The organism is Pseudomonas putida, from assembly GCF_028682175.1.
Taxonomy (GTDB): domain Bacteria; phylum Pseudomonadota; class Gammaproteobacteria; order Pseudomonadales; family Pseudomonadaceae; genus Aquipseudomonas; species Aquipseudomonas putida_AD.
The window spans coordinates 13277-30082 of sequence record NZ_JANHKS010000011.1; the positions used below are offsets into that span (position 1 = coordinate 13277).

Sequence of the window (16806 nt, forward strand, 5' to 3'; positions counted from 1 at the left end):
CCCGCGTCCTCCGACGCTTTTGGTAGCAGTCCGGCTTGCCGGCGTCAGCGATCTCGCGGCCGCCCCCGCCGGCAAGCCGTGCTGCTACGGGTTTGTGGGGTGGTGGAGATCTCTGTGTGGGTCGGAATGGTGGGAGCGGGCTTGCCCGCGAAAGCGGTGGGTCAGGCGATATCGAAACGTCAGGTCTGACGCATTCGCGGGCAAGCCCGCTCCCACAGATTGCTGGCACAACCATAGATTGTCGGCACAACCACAGATTCTCGGCACAACCATAGATTACCGGCACATTCTCGGATACATGGGTGCACCCAATCCCGTAGCAGCCGGGCTTGCCCGCGGGTCGATCTTGCGGACGCCCCCGCCGGCAAGCCGTGCTGCTACGGATCGGCGGCGTACCCGGATCCCGCGTCCTCCGACGCTTTTGGTAGCAGTCCGGCTTGCCGGCGTCAGCGATCTCGCGGCCGCCCCCGCCGGCAAGTCGTGCTGCTACGGGTTTGTGGGGTGGTGGAGATCTCTGTGTGGGTCGGAATGGTGGGAGCGGGCTTGCCCGCGAAAGCGGTGGGTCAGGCGATATCGAAACGTCAGGTCTGACGCATTCGCGGGCAAGCCCGCTCCCACAGATTGCTGGCACAACCATAGATTGTCGGCACAACCACAGATTCTCGGCACAACCATAGATTGCCGGCACATCCACGAATTCCTGGGTGCACCCAATCCCGTAGCAGCCGGGCTTGCCCGCGGGTCGATCTCGCGGCCGCCTCCGCCGGCAGGCCGTGCTGCTACGGACCGGCGGCGTACCCGGATCTCGCGTCCTCCGACGCTTTTGGTAGCAGTCCGGCTTGCCGGCGTCAGCGGTCGTATGCCAGAAAAACAGACGCCGCAAAACTGGCGCGCTTCCTGCAAGACCTCCCTTATATCGCCATAAATCGTGCATTCCAGGCGTTGCCCTGCACGGTGCGATGTCGATTTCGGTGATTGGTCCAGACGGCCTGCGAGGCGCGAAGAGCGCCAGCTTGAGCCCTGAACGAAACATGAGGGGAAGTGCAGTGAAAGCAGTAATTCTGGCGGGCGGTCTCGGTACCCGTATCAGCGAAGAGTCGCATCTGAAACCCAAGCCCATGATCGAGATCGGCGGAAAGCCAATTCTCTGGCACATCATGAAGCAGTACTCCGCCCACGGCATTCACGACTTCGTGATCTGCCTGGGCTACAAGGGCTATGCGATCAAGGATTTCTTCGCCAACTACTTCCTGCACACCTCCGACGTCACCTTCGACATGCGCAACAACCGCATGGACGTGCATCAGAACTACAGCGAGCCATGGCGCGTCACCCTGATCGACACCGGGGATGACACCATGACCGGCGGCCGCCTGCGTCGTGCCCAGCGCTACGTCGAAGATGAAGAAGCCTTCTGCTTCACCTATGGCGACGGCGTATCGGACCTGAACATCGGCGCGCTGGTCGATTTCCACCGTGGCCACGGCAAGATGGCCACCGTGACCGCCGTTCAGCCTCCAGGACGCTACGGTGCGCTGGATCGCGATGGCGACCGCGTGCTGGGTTTCACCGAGAAGCCCCGTGGCGACGGTGGCTGGATCAACGGCGGCTTCTTCGTGCTGTCGCCCCGGGTGCTGCCGTTCATTGCCAATGACATGACCTCGTGGGAATCCGAGCCGCTGGCGCAACTGGCTGCCCAGGATCAACTGCGCGCGTACCAGCACGAAGGTTTCTGGCACCCGATGGACACCCTGCGCGACAAGAATCAGCTCGAAGAACTCTGGCAGAGCGGGGAGGCTCCATGGAAGCAGTGGAGCTGAGCCCGGCGTTCTGGCAGGGCAAGCGTGTCCTGCTCACTGGACACACAGGCTTCAAGGGCAGCTGGCTGGCGCTGTGGCTGGGCAGCATCGGTGCCCGGGTGACCGGCTTTGCCCTGGACCCCGGCACCGAGCCGAGCCTGTTCGAGCTTGCCCGTGTGGCTGAAGGCATCGACGACCGCCGTGGCGACCTGCGCGACCTCGGCGCACTGCTGGAGGTGATCGCAGACGTCGAGCCTGAAATCGTCCTGCACCTGGCGGCCCAGCCGCTGGTGCGCGAAGGCTATCGCGACCCGTTGGGCACCTACTCGAGCAACGTCATGGGTACCCTCAACCTGCTCGAAGCGGTGCGTCAGGTTGGCTGCGTGCGCGCCTGCGTGCTGGTGACCACCGACAAGGTGTACGCCAATCAGGAGTGGCTGTGGCCCTATCGTGAGAACGAGCCCCTGGGCGGCCATGACCCCTACAGCAGCAGCAAGGCGTGCTGCGAATTGCTCGCGCAATCCTATGCCGCATCGTTTTTTCATCCCGATAAATACGCCGAGCACGGTCTGGCCATCGCCACCGCCCGCGCGGGCAATGTGCTGGGCGGTGGTGATTTCGCCGCCGACCGCCTGATCCCCGATGTGCTCAAGGCATGGTCGGCGGGGGAGCCTGTGACCTTGCGTTATCCGCAGGCCGTGCGCCCCTGGCAACACGCTCTGGAGCCGTTGGCGGGTTATCTGCTGCTCGCCCAGGGGCTGTTCGAGCAAGGCCCGCAGATGGCGGGTGCGTGGAACTTCGGCCCCAGCGACAGCGACATGTGCACCGTCGGCGAAGTGGTCGCGACCCTCGCCAGCCACTGGCCTCAGGCGCCGGGGCTACGGGTGGAAACCAGCGAGCTGCACGAAGCCGGTCTGTTGCGCCTGGACAGCAGCCGTGCGCGGCAGTTGCTCGGCTGGCAAGCGCGCTGGTCTTTGCAGCAGTGCCTGCAGAACACCCTGGCCTGGCACCTGGCGTGGAAGGCCGGCGAAGACATGCGCGACTTCACCCTCTCGCAACTGAACCAGTACATGGAGCGCACATGATCGACATGCAATTGCGCGCCTTGCCGCTCAAGGGGCTGTTCAGCGTCCAGCACCGCCGCCACGCCGATCAGCGCGGACAGTTTTCACGGCTGTTCTGCGAGGGCAGCCTGGCCGCGTTCGGCCAGACTTTTCACATTCGCCAGATCAACCATTCCCGCACCACCGAGCAGGGCACGGTGCGCGGCATGCATTACCAGAAGGCCCAGGCCCCCGAAGCCAAGCTGATTACCTGCCTGCGCGGCGCCGTCTGGGATGTGGCCGTTGACCTGAACCCGGATTCGGCAACCTTCTTGCAGTGGCATGCCGAGCGACTGGAAGCTGGCGACGGGCGCAGCCTGTTGATTCCTGCAGGCTTCGCCCACGGATTCCAGGCGTTGACCGACGACGCCGAGCTTCTGTACCTGCACAGCGCCGATTATTCGGCCGAGCATGAGGCCGGTCTGTCGGCAAACGACCCACGGCTGGACATTGCCTGGCCGTTGCCTGTCAAGAATCTGTCGGCTCGCGACGCTGGCCATCCAATGCTGGACTCGACTTTTGCTGGAGTGCGTTTATGAATTGCCGTGGTTGCGGTGCGAAGCTTTCGCTGCCGCTGATCGATCTGGGCACTGCGCCACCGTCCAACGCCTACCTGCGGCCCGAGCAACTGACCCAGGCCGAGCAGTGGGTGCCGTTGAAGGTCGATGTGTGCGAACAGTGCTGGCTGGTGCAGACCGATGACTACACCAGCGCCGAAAGCCTGTTCGACGCCGACTATGCCTATTTCAGCTCGTTCTCCAGCTCCTGGCTGGCCCATGCCGAGCGGTACGTGGGCCAGATGGTTGAGCGCTTCGCGCTGAACGCTGACAGCCGCGTGGTCGAGATCGCTGCGAACGACGGTTACCTGTTGCAGTACGTGGCCGGTCGTGGCATCGGCTGCCTGGGCATCGAGCCGACCCGCAGCACCGCCGAGGCGGCGCGGGAGAAGGGCCTGGAAATCCGCGAGGTGTTTTTCGGCGAGGCCACCGCGCAGGCCCTGGTTGCCGAAGGCTGGTCGGCGGACCTGATGGCGGCCAACAACGTGCTGGCCCATGTGCCGGACATCAACGACTTCCTGCGCGGGTTCGCCACGCTGCTCAAGCCAACCGGTGTTGCCACCTTCGAATTCCCGCAACTGCTGGCGCTGATCGCCGGGCAGCAGTTCGACACGCTGTATCACGAGCATTATTCCTACCTGTCGTTGACTGCCGTGCAGACCCTGTGCGAGCGCAACGGCCTGCAGGTCTTCGATGTGCAATCACTCAAGACCCATGGCGGCTCGCTGCGGGTCTTCGTGCAACGTGGCAGCCTCTCGCAGCCCGGCGCTCAAGCGGTACAGCCTGCGGTCGCGCAGCAGTTGCAGGCCGAGCTGGACGCCGGGGTGAAAACGCCGCAGTTCTACGCATCCCTGGCGCCTGCGGCCGAACGCATCAAGCATCAATTGCTGGGCTTCCTGCTCAAGGCCAAGGCAGAGGGCAAGCGCGTGGTGGGCTACGGTGCGGCGGCCAAGGGCAACACCTTGCTCAACTATGCGGGCGTGAAGCCGGACCTGCTGGCCTGGGTCGCCGACGCCAATCCGCACAAGCAGGGCAAATTCCTGCCGGGTAGCCGCATCCCTGTGGTTTCCCCCGAACGCATCGCCATCGAGAAGCCGGACTACGTGCTGGTGCTGCCGTGGAACCTGCTCAAGGAGATCGGCGAGCAGCAGAGCCACGTGCACGGTTGGGGCGGCCGTTTCGTGATTGCCGTGCCGGAGTTGACCTTCCTGTGAGCAACCGAACAGTTCTGGTGACCGGTGCGACCGGTTTCATCGGCCGGCACGTGGTGAAGGCGTTGCTGGCGCGCGGATTTGCCGTGCGTGCCGTGGCCCGTGATGCCGACAAGGCACGCAGCATGCCGTGGTATGGCGATGCCGCAGTCGAATTCGTCGCCGCGGACATCCATGCCGCCGCCACCGATGTGCCTGCGTTGAGCGAAGGCGTCGACGCCTTGATGCACCTGGCCTGGCCGGGGCTGCCGAACTACGCGGGGCTGTTTCATTTCGAGGTCAACCTGCCCGCCGACTACGCCTTCATCAAGCAGGTGGTGCGCAGCGGTGTGAGCCAGGTTCTGGTCACCGGCACCTGCTTCGAGTACGGGCTGCAGAGCGGTCCGCTGAGCGAGTCGACGCTTGCCCAGCCCGTCAATCCCTATGGCCTGGCCAAGAACACCCTGCGCCAGTTTCTGGAAGCCCTGAGCCGCACCGAAGCGTTCACCTTGCAGTGGGCGCGGCTGTTCTACCTGCACGGCGAAGGGCAGAACCCCAACAGCCTGCTGGCGGCCCTGGAGAGAGCCATCCAGGCTGGCGATACACAGTTCGACATGTCCCCGGGGGATCAACTGCGCGACTACCTGGCGGTGGAAGACGCGGCGGCCTGCCTGGTGACGGCGCTGGAGCATCCACAGTTCGCCGGCGTGTTCAATTGCTGCAGCGGCCGGCCCGTGTCGGTGCGGGCGCTGGTCGAGGACTACCTGCAGGCGCGCGGCGCAAAGATTTCACTCAACCTTGGCCATTACGGCTACTCGGCTCATGAACCCATGGCGTTCTGGGGCACCCGGGATCGGCTGCAGCAATTGTTAGGGGGCTCTGATGGTGCGTGAATTGTATCGGGCGACGGATCTGCCGGTGTTGCAGAACCGCACCTTCGCCGAACCGCACTCGGCGCGGCAGTCGGGCAGGGCCGATCTGGTGCTGGTCCAGGACGAGGAAACCGGCCTGATCTACAACCAGGCCTTCGATCCGGCCAAGCTGATCTATGACAGCAACTACCAGAACGAGCAGGCCCACTCGGCGCTGTTCAAGCAGCATCTCGAGGTCGTGGAAGGCATCCTGGCGCGTCATTTCACCGGCAAGGTGCTGGTCGAAGTCGGCTGCGGCAAGGGTTACTTTCTGGAGATGCTCGCTGGCAGGGGCTATGACATTCGCGGTGTCGACCCGGCCTACGAGGGCGATAACCCGGCGGTGATCAAGGACACCTTCAACCCGCGCCTGGGCATTCGTGCCGACGGTGTGGTGCTGCGCCACGTGCTCGAACACATTCCGGACCCCATGGCGTTTCTGGCGCAAATCGCGGCGGCCAACCATGGCGGCCAGATCTACATCGAGGTGCCATGCTTCGACTGGATCCTGGAGCATCGCGCCTGGTTCGACCTGTTCTACGAACACGTCAATTACTTCCGCCTCGAAGACTTGCGCCAGATGTTCGGCAACGTCCAGGAGTCCGGCTACCTGTTCAACGGCCAGTTCCTGTACGTGGTGGCCAACCTTGCGAGCCTGCGCCGCCCCGTCGCCAATGCCACCACCGCAGTGAGCATGCCCGCGGCCTTCGACAGCAGCCTGAACCGCGCCATCGAGGTGATCAAGGCCGCGCCGCACAAGGGCGTGGCGGTGTGGGGCGGGGCGTCCAAGGGCGTGATTTTCTCGCTGTTCCTGCAACGCATGGGCATCGAAGTCGATTACGTGGTGGACATCAATCCACAGAAGCAGGGGCAGTTTCTGCCGCTCAGCGGGCTGCGCGTGTCATCTCCCGAAGAAGCCATGAGCAGTTGGCCCGCGGGCACGCACCTGTTCGTGATGAATTCCAATTACCTAGAAGAAATCAAACGGATGACGGGCGGCGCGTGCGTGTATCACGCCGTGGACGACGCCGTTTTCCATTCCCAGATCGAGGCTGCAAACCAATGACTACAAACCCCGCTCAAGTGTTTCAGGAAGAGTGCAAGGCCGAAGTGGCTGCCCAGGGCCAGGACAAGAGCCTCGTCGCGCTGGGTCAGCAGTTCTACAACGAGTCGGCCAGGCACAAGTACACCTACCACTTCTCGTGGATGGGCCGTCCGATCATTCAGACCCCGCAGGACATGATCGCCATGCAGGAGCTGATCTGGGCAGTGCGCCCGGACGTGATCATCGAAACCGGCATCGCCCATGGCGGCTCGATCCTCTACTACGCCTCGCTGCTGCAGTTGATCGGCCACGGTGAAGTGATCGGCATCGATATCGACATCCGCCAGCACAACCGCGAGGCGATCGAAGCCCACCCGATGAGCCACCGCGTGAGCATGATCCAGGGTTCGAGCATCGATCCTGCGCTGGTCGAGCAGGTCCGCGCGCGCGTTGCCGGCAAGAAGGTCATGGTGGTGCTGGACTCCAACCACACCCACGAGCATGTGCTCGAAGAACTGCGCCTGTACGCGCCGCTGGTGTCGGTCGACAGCTATTGCGTGGTCATGGACACCGTTGTCGAAGACATGCCCGAGGACGCCTTTCCGGACCGTCCATGGGGCAAGGGTGACAACCCCAAGACCGCCGTGTGGGCCTACCTCAAGGAAAACGACGACTTCCAGATCGACGTTTCGGTGCAGAACAAGCTGCTGATCACCGTTGCCTCCGACGGCTACCTGCGTCGCGTTCGCTAACCCATGAATTCAGAGCTTGCGCCTCGGTCGAGCGGCTCGTCAGTGTCAGGATGAAGGTATGAAAGGTCGTAACAGTCTGGAAGTGGCAGCCTCGCTCAACGAGCTGCTGACAGTGGTATTGCTCAGTCACAACCGCCCGGCGTTCCTGCGCCGGGCCATGGCCTATTACAGCGCGCTGTCGTGCCGTGTGCTGGTGCTGGACTCGTCCACCCAGGCGTTGGATAGCGCCGAGACCCGCCATCCGTTCGTGGACTACCGGCACGTCTCGCAATTCGCCTACTGGGGCTTCCAGGCCAAGCTGGCCCACGGCGTCGGGCTGGTCGAAACGCCGTACATGGTGCTGGCCGCCGACGACGATTTCATCGTGCATGACTCCCTGCACCAGACCCTGGCGTTCCTGGAGAGCAACCCCGACTACGGCCTGTGCCACGGCTATTGCATGATGTACGTGTCGCAGGCCAACAGCGTCGGCTACCTGCGCCGGGACAAGAAGGTGCGCGAAGACTACGACGACGAGAGCGCCGAAGACCGCATCGTCTCGTACATGGGGCAGTACCTGCCGCCGTTCTACGCCGTGACCCGCACCGGGCTGCTCAAGGACTTCTTCGAGGCGATGCCCGATCGTGGCTTCGAGTGGATGGAAATCGGTCACGTGTACTACCTGCTGGCGCGCGGCAAGGCACGTGTGCTGCCGATTCCCTACGTGGTGCGCGAGGTCAACGTCGGCGAGTCCGAGCACCGCACCGACGTCTACCACAAACTCAGCTACCTGGACCCCAAGACCGTCGCCGAGCGCGAGGCCTATGCCGAGTTTCTTGCCGCGTTGCCGACCCAGGTGGTCGCCAGCGACGCCGAGCACGGCAAGCAGATCGCCCTGCGCGCGTTCGATGCCATGGCCCAGGGCTTGCGCGAACGCGCGTCGCTGACCATCGAGCCGATCTTCCGCTCGGTCTGGACTGACCCGCTGTTGCCGCCTGACCGCACCTTCGGGCCGCGTCAGTACGTCGAGATGCCGTTCTACAACAAGCCGTTCTTCGACACCCTGGCCGAGTATGAATTTCTCCTGCACGCGATGCCTGCCGGGCACCTGCAACTGGCAGAACTCGAAGGCGTGTGGGTGCGGCAACAGGCGTTGCTGCAGATCCACGACAATGACGTGCTCGAAACCATCCTCAACCGGTTGTGGCAGGCGGTGGAACTCAGCCCGTTCAATCGCGAAGTGGTCAACGCCCTGGCGCTGCGCCTGAGCCAGCAGAGCGAAGCGGGGGTGGAAGAAGCCCGCGAAGACGCGCTGACCATGGCCGCCTGGGCCGAACGCCTGGCCGCCGCCCCGGAATACGATTACCGCAAGACATTCGACAGCATGCAGTCGGGCCGTGTCCTCAAGTGGCTGCAAGAGCGCAGCCCGGATGCAGCGCAAGGCGCAGCGCTGGGCCAGCACCTGGCAGAGCTGGGCGGCGGGCCGCAGTTCGGTCTGTTCCTGCTGGACCTGGACAACGACATGGAGCAGTTGCAGGCCACCCTCGACAGCCTGGTCGAAGGCTACTGCAAGCGCTTCAAGATCGTGGTCTTCACCACCGGTGAGCCGCCAGCCGCCACGGCGGTCAACAACACCCTGCATTTCGTCGAAGTGACCCGCAACAACTACGTCGACAAACTCAACCAGATGGCGCGCCAGACCGAGTGCGACTGGGTAATGCTGGCGCAGGTGGGCGATGTGTTCACCCCCGGCGGCCTGGTGCGCGCGAGCCTCGAGCTGCAAGGCGCGCCTGGATGTCGCGCGGTGTCCGTGGACGAAGTCCAGCGTCTGGAAAGCCATGCGCTGGCCGATGTCCTGCGCCCCGGTTTCAACTTCGACCTGCTGCAAGCGGTGCCGTCGGTAATGGCCCGCCACTGGCTGGTGCGCCGTGATGTGCTGCTGGATGTCGGTGGCTACTCGGCAGACTTCAGCGAGGCGCTGGAATTCGACCTGCTGCTGCGCCTGGTCGAGGAGGAGGGCATGAACGGCCTGGCCCATCTGGACGAGCCGCTGCTGATCTGTCACGCACAGCCCATGAAGGACAATGAACAGGAGCGCATGGCCCTGAGCCGTCACCTGTCGGCCCGTGGTTACAAAGCGTTGATCAGCTCCTCGCAACCGGGTGTCTATCAGATCGACTACCGTCATACCGCGCGACCACTGGTGTCGATCATTCTCAACGGCGAGGCCGGGCTGCCGGCGTTGCAGGACTGCCTGACCAGCATCCTGCAGCGCACCCGCTACAGCCTGTACGAGGTGCTGGTGGCGGTGGCGCCGGCGCAGGAAGTCGAGCTGGCTGCCTGGCTGAACGAGCAGGGCAAGATCGCAGCTCAGGTGCAGGTGGTCGCCAACCGCGATGGCCTGAGCCATGGCGCATTCGTCAACACGGTTGCCGCCCAGACCAACGGCGAGTATCTGGTGCTGATGGCGGCCGATGCCCAACTCATCAGCCCCAACTGGCTGGGCTCGCTGCTCAACCAGGGCCTGCGCGCCGAAGTGGGTGCGGTGGGCGCGAAACTGCTGGACGAAGACGGCAAGGTCACCCAGGGAGGGCTGCTGCTGGGCTTCGACGGCGGCATTGGTTCACCGTTCGTGGGCCAGGGCAAGGACGAAGACGGCTACATGTACCGCGCGGTGGTCGAACAGAATCACTCGGCGCTTTCCGGCACCTGCATGATGGTGCGCAAGGAGGTATTCGATGCCGTGGGCGGGCTGGACGAAGGCCCGTTGGCCGAGGCCTTTGCCGACGTCGACCTGAGCCTGAAAGTCGCCCAGGCAGGTTATCTGCTGGTCTGGACGCCGCAGGTGCAACTCACCCACCCGGGCGTGCTGCCCGATGCCCCCGAGGCCCTGGCGGCGCTGCGGGAGAAATGGGCTGACGCCTTCGCCCGGGACCCGGCCTACAACCCCAATCTGGCACTGACCGGCAAGGCCTATTCTCTCGGTCAGGCCAGCGGTGCCCACTGGCAGGAATTCCTGGCGTAGTCGCACGGGAAAAAAGGACGCACTCATGTTCAACGGCAAATCAGTGTTCATCTCAGGCGCGACCGGCTCGTTCGGTCGCCAGTTCATCCGCACGCTGCTGGCGCGTTACCAGCCGCGGCGAGTGGTGGTGTTTTCCCGCGACGAGCTCAAGCAGTACGAGATGCAGCAGGAATTCAACGCACCCTGCATGCGTTATTTCCTGGGCGACGTGCGCGATGCCGAGCGGCTGGTGCAAGGCATGCGCGGCATCGACTATGTGGTCCATGCCGCCGCGCTCAAGCACGTGCCCGCAGCGGAATACAACCCGACCGAATTCATCCGCACCAACGTCAACGGCGCCGAGAACATCATCGCGGCAGCCATTGCCAACGGCGTGAAGAAAGTCGTCGCGCTGTCCACCGACAAGGCCGCCAGCCCGATCAACCTGTACGGCGCGACCAAGTTGCTGTCGGACAAGCTGTTCGTTGCCGCCAACAACATCGGCGGTGAGGAGCAGACCCGCTTTGCCGTGGTGCGCTACGGCAACGTGGCAGGCTCGCGGGGTTCGATCGTGCCGTTTTTCAACAAGCTGATCGCAGGCGGCGCGAAGGAGCTGCCGATCACCGACCCGCGCATGACGCGCTTCTGGATCACCCTGGACCACGGCGTGGATTTCGTCATGCAGAGCTTCGAGCGCATGCACGGCGGCGAAGTGTTCGTGCCCAAGATTCCGTCGGTGCGCATCGTTGATCTGGCCCAGGCCATGGCCGCTGACCTGCCGCACAAGGTGGTGGGCATTCGTCCCGGCGAGAAACTGCACGAACTGATGGTGCCCCAGGACGATGCGCGCATGACCCTGGAATTCGACGATCACTACACCATCGTGCCGTCGATCCGCTTCAACAACGTGGACACCGATTTCACCATCGATGCGACCGGAGCCGCCGGGCGTGCCGTGGCCGATGACTTCGAGTACCGCTCCGACACCAATCCGGATTTCATGTCGGTCAAACAGATCGGCGACCTGCACGCCGGCATCACGCCATGATTCCCTACGGGCGGCAGAGCCTGGATCAGGCCGACATCGACGCGGTGGTGGCTGTGCTGCAATCGGACTGGCTGACCCAGGGCCCGACCATCGAGCGCTTCGAAGCAGCCATGGCCGAGCGTTGCGAAGCCGGCTTCGGCATCGCTGTCAGCAACGCCACCGCAGCCTTGCACATCGCCTGCCTGGCCGCAGGGCTAGGGGAAGGGGATGCGTTGTGGACCAGCCCCAACACCTTTCTGGCCTCGGCCAACTGCGGGCGTTACTGCGGCGCCGATGTCGATTTCGTCGACATCGACCCCTTGACCTGGAACCTCGACGTCAACGCCCTTGAGCACAAGCTGCGTGCCGCCGAGCGCATCGGCAAGCTGCCCAAGGTGCTGGTGGCAGTGGCCTTCTCGGGCCAGAGCTGCGACATGCGGGCGATTGCCGAGCTGGCAAGGACCTATGGTTTCATCGTCATCGAAGACGCCTCACACGCTGTCGGCGCCCGGTACGCCGGACGGCCGGTGGGCTGTGGCGAGTTCGCCGACATGACGGTGTTCAGCTTTCATCCGGTGAAAATCATCACCACCGGGGAGGGCGGGCTGGTGCTGACCAATCGCCCAGAACTGGCCGAGCGCCTGCGCCGCCTGCGCAGCCACGGCATGACCCGCGACCCTGCACAGATGGACGAACCCAGCCACGGCCCCTGGTATTACCAGCAGGTGGAACTGGGCTTCAATTACCGCATCACCGACATGCAGGCAGCGCTCGGGCTGTCGCAACTGGGCAAGCTCGATGGCTTCCTGGCGCGCCGGCGTGAACTGGCAGCGCGTTATCAGCAGTTGCTGGCGGACCTGCCCCTTGACCTGCCAACGGCGCAGGCCGACGCCGAATCGGCCTGGCACCTCTACGTGGTACGTTTGCAGACGCAGCGCCTGGCCGTGAGCCACCGCGAAGTGTTCGAAGGCTTGCGCGCCGCCGGCGTCGGGGTCAACGTGCATTACATCCCCGTGCACCTGCAGCCGTATTATCGGGACCTGGGGTTCATCGCCGGAGACTTCCCCGAGGCCGAAGCCTACTACGCCCAGGCCATCAGCCTGCCGCTGTTCCCGGCCATGACGCACGAACAACAAGACTTCGTGATCGGGCAGCTCAAGACGCTGCTGGTTACCTCAGATTGATGGATGCAGCATATGCGTGAACTGACTGAACAAGAGCAATTCTGGCAAGGCGACTTCGGCGACCAATACGTGGGGCGCAACCAGGGCCAGGCGCTGATCTCGGCCAACCTTGCGCTGTTCGCCAAGGCGTTGGGCCGGACCCAGAAGCTCGGTTCGCTGCTGGAACTGGGCACCAACACCGGCAACAACCTGCAGGCCCTGCGTCAGTTGTTGCCGGGTTGCGAACTGGCAGGTGTCGAGATCAACGCCATGGCCCACGCCCAGGCCCAGGCACTGGAGATCGCCAGCGTCTGGCACGGTTCGCTGTTCGACTTCCCCCGCGAGCGCCAGTACGACCTGACGCTGAGCAAGGGCGTGCTGATTCACCTGGCACCCGAGCTGTTGAGCCAGGCCTATGACCAGCTCTATCACCTGAGCAAGCGCTATGTGCTGATTGCCGAGTACTACAACCGTGCGCCGGTGGAGGTCGCTTATCGCGGCAACAGCGGCAAGCTGTTCAAGCGCGATTTCGCCGGGGAGATGCTGGATCGTTTCGCCGATCTGCAGCTTGTCGACTACGGCTTCGGCTATCACCGCGATCCGCAGTTTCCGGTGGACGACATCACCTGGTTCTTGCTGGAAAAACGTTCGTGAGTGCCGTGGCGATCATTCCGGCACGCGGTGGCAGCCAGCGGATCGCGCGCAAGAACATAAAGCTGTTCAACGGCGAACCCATGATCGCAGGTTCCATCCGCACGGCGCTCGCTTCAGGGGTGTTCGATGCAGTGGTGGTCAGCACCGATGACGAAGAAATCGCCGAGGTCGCGCGGGCCTGCGGTGCGCAGGTGCCGTTCATGCGCCCGGCGCAACTGGCCGACGCTTACACCGGCACCGCACAGGTGATCGAACATGCCATCGGCGCGATGGGGCAGCGCTTCGATTATACCTGCTGCATCTACGCCACCGCGCCCTTATTGCAGGCGCGCTTCCTGCGTCAGGGGCTTGAACTGCTCGAGGCGGCACCGGACAAATCCTATGCGTTCTCGGTGTGCAGCTTCGGCTTTCCGATCCAGCGCGCGCTGACGCTCAACGACAGTGGCGCGCTGCAAGCGTTGTACCCTGAATTCCGTAATGTTCGCTCACAGGACCTGCCGGTGGCGTATCAGGACGCCGGGCAGTTCTACTGGGGGCGTACCGAGGCTTGGCTGCGCGGTGACCTGCTGTTTTCCGAGGCGAGCCTGCCGGTGATCCTGCCCCGGCATCTGGTTCAGGACATCGATAACGAAGAAGACTGGCTGCGCGCCGAATACCTGTATGCCGCGCTCAAGGCGGGGGGAGAACTCGATTCATGAGAGTGCTGATTCGCGCCGACGCCTCGATCAACATCGGCAGCGGCCATATCGCCCGCTGCCTGACCCTGGCCAAGGTGCTGCGCAAGGACGGCGCCGAGGTGGCGTTCGCCTGCCGGCAACTGCCGGGCCATCTGCTGCAACGCCTGACCGATGAGGGCTACGTCGCCCATGGCTTGCCCGAGCGCTACCCTCAGGAGCAAGGCGGGGTGGACATCGAAGCCTCTCTGCCGTGGCAGGCCGACATCGATGCGCTGGCGCAGGCGCTTGGCGAGCAACCACGCTTCGACTGGCTCATCGTCGACCATTACGGTCTGGATGCGCGGTGGGAAAAGGCAGCCCGTCAATTCGCCGACCGGCTGATGGCCATCGACGACCTGGCCAACCGGCCCCACGCGGTGGACGTGCTGCTCGATCAGAACTACAGCGCACAGGCCCAGGAGCGGCCCTATGCGCGTTGGGTCGATGCCGACTGCCGCACCTTCCTGGGCCCGCACTACGCGCTGATGCGCGACGAATTTCGATGCGAGGCCATCGCCATCAAGCCTGTGGTCAAGCGGGTGATGGTCAACTTCGGCGGCTTCGATGCAGCGCGGCAGGTCTATGCCACGATGCTGGCGCTGCAGGGGTTCGACGATCTTGAAGTGGACTTCGTCGCCGGGCTGCACAACCCCGAGTGGGACGCTATGTGGGCGTTGGTCGAGTCCCGTCCGAACTGGCGATTGCACACGCTGGTGAGTGATTTTCTCGGCCTGATGCAACAGGTCGATCTGTTCATCGGGGCGGGCGGCGGCACCACCTGGGAGCGGGCGGCGCTGGGCTTGCCGACGATCTGCATCTCGGTCGCCAACAATCAGCAGCTCAATGCGCAACTGATGGCCGAGGCGGGCGGGCACCTGTATCTGGGGCCCCACGAAACGCTGGATCCGCAGCGCTTGATGCAGGCCATTTCGACGCTGCGTGACGACCAGGAACTGCGCCGCAGCTATGCCATGCACTCTCGCGCACTGGTGGACGGCAACGGTGCCCGGCGGCTGGCCGTGGCGCTGATGGCGCCGTTGCTGGAACTGCGCCAGGCCACTGGACTGGACGCCGCTTTACTCTTCGAAGGCCGCAATGCAGAGCATGTGCGCCGTTGGTCGTTCAACCCCGAGCCGATCGACTGGGATGCCCACGTGGCCTGGCTGGCACGCAGCCTGGAGAACCCGCAACGGCTGATCCTGATCGCCGAAACCGCCCAGGGGCCGGTTGGCGTGGTGCGCTACGATCTACAGGGCGCAACGGCCGAGGTCTCGATCTATCTGTTCGAGGGGCAGACCGGCGTGGGTTGGGGCGCGGCACTCCTGAACAGCGGGGAGCGTTTCCTGCACCGCCACTGGCCGCAGGTCCGCATGATCGCGGCGCAGGTGATGGACGCCAACAGCGCCTCCCATTCTCTTTTTACCAAGGCCGGTTATCTGCAGGCCGGCCAGCAATACCAGCGAGTGATCAGCGATGAATAGCTTCAAGATCGGTTCAAGAACCATCGGCCCCGATGCGGCGCCCTTTGTCATCGCCGAAATGAGCGGCAACCACAACCAGTCCCTCGATCAGGCGCTGCGTATCGTTGACGCCGCCGCGAAGGCCGGGGCCCATGCGCTCAAGCTGCAAACCTACACCGCCGACACCATGACCCTGGACATTGCCGAAGGCGAGTTCTTCATCAAGGACCCCAACAGCCTGTGGGCGGGGTCCTCGCTGTATGCCCTGTATCAAAAGGCCCACACGCCGTGGGAATGGCATGCGCCGATCTTCGAGCGCGCCAGGGCGCTGGGGATGCTGGCGTTTTCCACGCCGTTCGACGAGACGGCGGTGGACTTTCTCGAAGGCCTGGACGTGCCGGCGTACAAAATCGCCAGTTTCGAGAACACCGACATTCCGCTGATCCGCAAAGTGGCGGCCACCGGCAAGCCGATGATTATCTCCACCGGCATGGCCAGCCTCGCCGAACTCGACGAAAGCGTGCGTGCTGCCCGCCAGGCCGGATGCAAGGATCTGGTGCTGCTCAAATGCACCAGCACCTATCCGGCATCGCCCGAGAACAGTCATATTCGCACCATTCCCCATCTGGCCGGGTTGTTTGGCTGCCAGGTGGGCCTGTCCGATCACACCATGGGGGTCGGGGTGTCTGTCGCGGCGGTGGCGATGGGTGCAACGGTGATCGAAAAGCACTTCACCCTCGACCGTGCAGACGGCGGGGTGGACGCGAGTTTTTCCCTGGAGCCTGCCGAAATGGCAAGCCTGGTGATCGAAACCGAACGTGCCTGGCAGGGGCTTGGACAGGTGCGCTACGGCGCGACCCAGGCTGAGCAGAAGTCCCTGGTGTTCCGGCGCTCATTGTACGTGGTCAGGGACATGGCCGAGGGCGAAGTCTTCAGCCCCGACAACGTCCGCGCCATCCGGCCCGGCCTCGGCCTGGCGCCCAAACACATCGACACCGTGCTCGGCCGCAAGGCGCGCCAGCCGATCAAGCGCGGAACGGCACTTAGCTGGGACATCGTTGGCTGATCGCCCGAGGCCACTGCGGATTACGATCATAAAACTGTGGGAGCGGGCTTGCCCGCGAAGGCGGTGGCCCGGACAGCGTGATGGTGCCTGATATTCCCCTTCGCGGGCGAGCCCGCTCCCACAGGAAGCGGGTTTATGACCTGATGGCAAGGCGGACTCAATAACGCCCCCGCCGGCAAGCCGTGCTGCTACGGGATCGGGGGCGTTCAGGACCGGCAAAACCCCGCGCCTGACACGCACACCCTCATGACCCTTTCATGTCAATTGACTGTCCGAAACACACGCCACCCTTGCACAGCACCGACCGGTCAGCTAAAAGCTTGTAAAACTTTTGGTGACCTGTGAGTCATAACGGGCATCTTCACTGTATCGTGCTTGCA

Annotated in this window: 14 protein-coding genes; all 14 read left to right on the plus strand. The window is 63.9% G+C overall.

Going from position 1 to position 16806, the window contains the following annotated elements; translation table 11 throughout:
- Positions 1–1046: 1046 nt before the first annotated feature.
- Genes rfbF through pseI form a run of 14 tightly spaced genes read left to right on the plus strand, consistent with a single transcriptional unit; the run spans position 1047 to position 16426 of the window.
- A complete protein-coding gene (gene rfbF / locus NPS29_RS10100) occupies positions 1047–1820 on the plus strand; it encodes a glucose-1-phosphate cytidylyltransferase (protein WP_274132347.1) in 774 nt (257 codons plus the stop codon).
- Positions 1802–2884, plus strand: coding sequence for a CDP-glucose 4,6-dehydratase (gene rfbG, locus NPS29_RS10105; protein ID WP_274132348.1), 1083 nt, complete (start codon positions 1802–1804; stop codon positions 2882–2884). The genes rfbF and rfbG overlap by 19 nt, the downstream gene beginning before the upstream one ends.
- Positions 2881–3441: a dTDP-4-dehydrorhamnose 3,5-epimerase family protein gene (locus NPS29_RS10110; RefSeq protein ID WP_274132349.1), complete on the plus strand. Its 561-nt coding sequence runs from the start codon at positions 2881–2883 to the stop codon at positions 3439–3441. Before rfbG ends, NPS29_RS10110 begins: the two co-directional genes overlap by 4 nt.
- The gene (locus NPS29_RS10115) at positions 3438–4673 is read left to right on the plus strand and encodes a class I SAM-dependent methyltransferase (RefSeq protein WP_274132350.1); all 1236 of its coding nucleotides are present in this window, start codon (positions 3438–3440) and stop codon (positions 4671–4673) included. Before NPS29_RS10110 ends, NPS29_RS10115 begins: the two co-directional genes overlap by 4 nt.
- A complete protein-coding gene (locus NPS29_RS10120) occupies positions 4670–5542 on the plus strand; it encodes an NAD-dependent epimerase/dehydratase family protein (RefSeq protein ID WP_274132351.1) in 873 nt (290 codons plus the stop codon). The genes NPS29_RS10115 and NPS29_RS10120 overlap by 4 nt, the downstream gene beginning before the upstream one ends.
- Positions 5532–6626 (plus strand): class I SAM-dependent methyltransferase, encoded by a 1095-nt coding sequence (locus NPS29_RS10125; protein ID WP_274132352.1) that lies wholly within the window; start codon positions 5532–5534, stop codon positions 6624–6626. The genes NPS29_RS10120 and NPS29_RS10125 overlap by 11 nt, the downstream gene beginning before the upstream one ends.
- Positions 6623–7357: a cephalosporin hydroxylase family protein gene (locus NPS29_RS10130; protein WP_274132353.1), complete on the plus strand. Its 735-nt coding sequence runs from the start codon at positions 6623–6625 to the stop codon at positions 7355–7357. Before NPS29_RS10125 ends, NPS29_RS10130 begins: the two co-directional genes overlap by 4 nt.
- Positions 7358–7415: 58 nt before the next feature.
- A complete protein-coding gene (locus tag NPS29_RS10135) occupies positions 7416–10361 on the plus strand; it encodes a glycosyltransferase family 2 protein (protein ID WP_274132354.1) in 2946 nt (981 codons plus the stop codon).
- Between the two features lie 25 nt (positions 10362–10386).
- Entirely contained in the window at positions 10387–11388 is a 1002-nt protein-coding gene (gene pseB / locus NPS29_RS10140; protein WP_274132355.1) for a UDP-N-acetylglucosamine 4,6-dehydratase (inverting), read from the plus strand.
- On the plus strand, positions 11385–12551 hold the full coding sequence (pseC, locus tag NPS29_RS10145) for a UDP-4-amino-4,6-dideoxy-N-acetyl-beta-L-altrosamine transaminase (RefSeq protein ID WP_274132356.1): 1167 nt from the start codon (positions 11385–11387) through the stop codon (positions 12549–12551). The genes pseB and pseC overlap by 4 nt, the downstream gene beginning before the upstream one ends.
- Before the next feature lie 12 nt (positions 12552–12563).
- Complete coding sequence (locus tag NPS29_RS10150) at positions 12564–13184, plus strand: pseudaminic acid biosynthesis-associated methylase (protein ID WP_274132357.1); 621 nt, start codon at positions 12564–12566, stop codon at positions 13182–13184.
- The gene (pseF, locus tag NPS29_RS10155; protein WP_274132358.1) at positions 13181–13882 is read left to right on the plus strand and encodes a pseudaminic acid cytidylyltransferase; all 702 of its coding nucleotides are present in this window, start codon (positions 13181–13183) and stop codon (positions 13880–13882) included. The genes NPS29_RS10150 and pseF overlap by 4 nt, the downstream gene beginning before the upstream one ends.
- The gene (pseG, locus tag NPS29_RS10160) at positions 13879–15381 is read left to right on the plus strand and encodes a UDP-2,4-diacetamido-2,4,6-trideoxy-beta-L-altropyranose hydrolase (protein ID WP_274132359.1); all 1503 of its coding nucleotides are present in this window, start codon (positions 13879–13881) and stop codon (positions 15379–15381) included. Before pseF ends, pseG begins: the two co-directional genes overlap by 4 nt.
- Positions 15374–16426 (plus strand): pseudaminic acid synthase, encoded by a 1053-nt coding sequence (gene pseI, locus NPS29_RS10165; RefSeq protein ID WP_274132360.1) that lies wholly within the window; start codon positions 15374–15376, stop codon positions 16424–16426. The genes pseG and pseI overlap by 8 nt, the downstream gene beginning before the upstream one ends.
- The last annotated feature ends 380 nt before the right edge of the window (positions 16427–16806 follow it).

Excerpts from the sequence above, each read along its gene's own strand:
- rfbG (WP_274132348.1), top strand. The coding sequence starts at position 1,802 with ATGGAAGCAGTGGAGCTGAGCCCGGCGTTCTGGCAGGGCAAGCGTGTC.
- NPS29_RS10110 (WP_274132349.1), top strand. The coding sequence starts at position 2,881 with ATGATCGACATGCAATTGCGCGCCTTGCCGCTCAAGGGGCTGTTCAGC.
- NPS29_RS10115 (WP_274132350.1), top strand. The coding sequence starts at position 3,438 with ATGAATTGCCGTGGTTGCGGTGCGAAGCTTTCGCTGCCGCTGATCGAT.
- NPS29_RS10125 (WP_274132352.1), top strand. The coding sequence starts at position 5,532 with ATGGTGCGTGAATTGTATCGGGCGACGGATCTGCCGGTGTTGCAGAAC.
- NPS29_RS10130 (WP_274132353.1), top strand. The coding sequence starts at position 6,623 with ATGACTACAAACCCCGCTCAAGTGTTTCAGGAAGAGTGCAAGGCCGAA.
- NPS29_RS10135 (WP_274132354.1), top strand. The coding sequence starts at position 7,416 with ATGAAAGGTCGTAACAGTCTGGAAGTGGCAGCCTCGCTCAACGAGCTG.
- pseB (WP_274132355.1), top strand. The coding sequence starts at position 10,387 with ATGTTCAACGGCAAATCAGTGTTCATCTCAGGCGCGACCGGCTCGTTC.
- pseC (WP_274132356.1), top strand. The coding sequence starts at position 11,385 with ATGATTCCCTACGGGCGGCAGAGCCTGGATCAGGCCGACATCGACGCG.
- NPS29_RS10150 (WP_274132357.1), top strand. The coding sequence starts at position 12,564 with ATGCGTGAACTGACTGAACAAGAGCAATTCTGGCAAGGCGACTTCGGC.
- pseG (WP_274132359.1), top strand. The coding sequence starts at position 13,879 with ATGAGAGTGCTGATTCGCGCCGACGCCTCGATCAACATCGGCAGCGGC.
- pseI (WP_274132360.1), top strand. The coding sequence starts at position 15,374 with ATGAATAGCTTCAAGATCGGTTCAAGAACCATCGGCCCCGATGCGGCG.